At 34.9% G+C, this 2,699-nt stretch carries 3 protein-coding genes; 2 read left to right on the top strand and 1 reads right to left on the bottom strand.

Annotated elements, in window-relative coordinates; translation table 11 throughout:
- Positions 1-215: 215 nt before the first annotated feature.
- Positions 216-1,136 carry a DUF4180 domain-containing protein gene (locus AC220I_RS21005; RefSeq protein WP_486725826.1) on the top strand — a complete coding sequence of 307 codons (921 nt, stop codon included), beginning with the start codon at positions 216-218 and terminating at the stop codon, positions 1,134-1,136.
- Between the two features lie 2 nt (positions 1,137-1,138).
- Positions 1,139-1,999, top strand: a complete 861-nt coding sequence (locus AC220I_RS21010) for an alpha/beta fold hydrolase (protein WP_486725827.1) — start codon at positions 1,139-1,141, stop codon at positions 1,997-1,999.
- Between the two features lie 123 nt (positions 2,000-2,122).
- Here the strand turns inward: AC220I_RS21010 and AC220I_RS21015 are convergent, their stop codons facing one another.
- Entirely contained in the window at positions 2,123-2,512 is a 390-nt protein-coding gene (locus AC220I_RS21015; RefSeq protein WP_486725828.1) for a hypothetical protein, read from the bottom strand.
- Between the last annotated feature and the right edge of the window lie 187 nt (positions 2,513-2,699).

The following is a 2,699-nucleotide window of genomic DNA, read 5'->3' on the forward strand; positions in this document are numbered from 1 at the left end:
GATTTGTACAAGGCAGGGCATATCCGTCACTACCTCTTAAAAAGTCATTTAAGTGATTCTATTTTACACTTTAAAAAACAGACATGCCATAAATTTAAAGTTTTATTTGCACCTATAAATTTTGTTGCTTTTATAATGACGCTCAAAAAATAATTTGACTTACTTTACAAACATATGTTACTCTAAACATAGGTCGATGAGAAAAGAGGTCATTTATGAATATTGAACATGCAATTTTAGGATTACTTAACTATGAACCTTTAACAGGTTATGATATAAAAAAAATCATGCAATCCTCACCACTAATTTATTGGTCAGGTAATAACAGTCAAATCTACAAGGCTCTTATGGCACTAAAAGACGATGGCTTTGTGACTGCAGAATTGTTACACAATGAAAATGCACCCACTAAAAAGAAATACACCATTACAGAAAATGGGCAAAAAGAACTCTTAAAGCTTTCAAAATCATTTCCAGAGGTTCCAGAATTAAAAAAGCCATTTCTACTACAACTTGTTTTTGGAAGCAGTCTGTCTCGTGACGATATTGAAACTTTACTAAATCGATATGAGGGTGAAATTCGTGGCGTTATGCTCAACATAGACAAACAAGCGTTTCCACTTTCAGATAACCCACTGGAATGTGCCATTCGAAGTTTAACGCAAGATAATATCAACCACTTTTACCAATCTGAGCTTGAGTGGATTGATCTTTTTCGATGTGAAGTTCTACCACTTGCTGAAAACAAAGAAAAAATAAGCATTAAGGATGTGAAAGAATTGAAATATAAAGCAATCCATAAAAACAATCAAACTTATGTAATCGTCACAGAAGGGCAAATCCAAACTGAAAAAGACGGGCTGACTTTAGTCTCTGCTTGTGCAGAGCACAGTGCAAATCTTTTAATGCTACCAGCTGCATGTTTTTCAGAGGATGCCTTAAATTTATCCACACGAATTCTTGGTTTAGTGGTTCAGAAATTTGTGAACTATAATATCAAGACCGTGGCTACTTATAATGAAAATGAAGTCTCAGACACATTTAAAAAATTTCTATCAGAAACAAATCGCGGTCAGGCCTTTAGAGTTTATAACAATCTTGAAGAGGCTGAAAATTGGTTATTAGGAGGTAATTAACCATGAGTTCTATCTATAAATCAGAAGAAGGCAAACAAAAAGTCTTTAGCACTTATAAAAGCATATTGGCAGAGTGGCCAGTTGAAAACAAACAGTATCATGTGAGTACAAGTCACGGCGATACTTTCATTATCGAATCAGGCAATCCATCCAATCCACCACTTTTACTTATTCATGGGAGTTTATCCAACTCTTTTACTTGGTTCAGTGACATACCTATTCTCAGCAAAGACTATCATGTATTTGCAGTCGATATTATTGGAGAAGCCGGATTTTCAGCAGAAAGCCGCCCAACCTATGAAAGCGGTGCCTATGAGGTTTGGTTATCAGATGTGATTTCTGGCCTTGGCCTTGACAAGTGTTCTATTGCAGGGATTTCTCTAGGCGGCTGGATGGCATTGAGATATGCAAGTGTTTTTCCAGAAAAGGTCAGTAATTTAATCTTACTCTGTCCAGGTGGCTTGGCAAAGCAAAGACGTGGTTTTCTAGTTCGCATGCTCTTTAAAAAAATCTTTTCTCGAGATGATGGTTCTGATTCCGTTTTAGAAGTACTCGGTATACAGGAAAAAGATCCTGAGAAAATTGAGAAAATGAAAAGCGCACTTGATTTCATAATACTCATCACCCAAACAGAAATTCCGAGGTATGCACCCCTTCCTGTCTTTGGTGAGAAAGAGCTTAGTAAATTAAAAATGCCTGTGCTGGTTGTTTTCGGTGAAAATGATATGCTTTTAAATGCTGAAAAAAGTATTGAAAATATAAAGAAATTCACGCCACATGCCAAGGCACTTCTATTGTCTGGTGTTGGTCATGCCGTCCTTGAACAAGGTAGTCGTATTAGGGATTTTTTAAGAGAGAACTAATATCTTGTTGCTTGTGTTTACAAAACCTCATGAACTTTTACCATTTCATGAGGTTTTTATTTATAGTGCTAATTAGTATACAATAATCCTTATATGTAGTTATAATCATTAATTTCCTTTCAATTATTTCTCATCCCCAGAAAGATCATCTTTCATATCTTCGTCTTCATCAATATCTTGATCATCATCTTTTTCAAGTGCACGGTCAACCTTTAGGATCAAATTATCCCATTCTTCCTTAGTGTACGAATCGTTACCAATTTGATAGGCTGTTTCAGTTTCTCCATTCTCTAGCTTAACTTTTATTTCACGAACTTTGTTTTGAATAATGTCTATAAGTGCCAACCTTGTGGTCTCTCTTGATGTATCAATTTCATAATCATTCTCCTCATCACGACGTTTTGTCTTTTCTGAGAGTAATTCTATGAAGTCATTACTTGATTTAGATTCGGCTTGATAGCCTAGACTTCCATTTGTAGATTCAAAAGCATTTGATTTTATTGAAGTTATCATTTTCGACCTCCATTTTGAGTATTTTTAAAAACACCTTTCATTGATAGTAACCTACACATAAAGTTACTTTATTACTTAAATTACTTTATTACTTTATTGCTTTATTACGGATCGCATACCTAGCATGGTCTTCCCATACACCATTTATTCTTAAATATTCAATTCCTAAGCCCTCATAATTGAAACC

This window comes from Fusibacter sp. (assembly GCF_057447755.1).

Excerpts from the sequence above, each read along its gene's own strand:
- AC220I_RS21015 (WP_486725828.1), bottom strand. The coding sequence starts at position 2,512 with ATGATAACTTCAATAAAATCAAATGCTTTTGAATCTACAAATGGAAGT.
- AC220I_RS21010 (WP_486725827.1), top strand. The coding sequence starts at position 1,139 with ATGAGTTCTATCTATAAATCAGAAGAAGGCAAACAAAAAGTCTTTAGC.
- AC220I_RS21005 (WP_486725826.1), top strand. The coding sequence starts at position 216 with ATGAATATTGAACATGCAATTTTAGGATTACTTAACTATGAACCTTTA.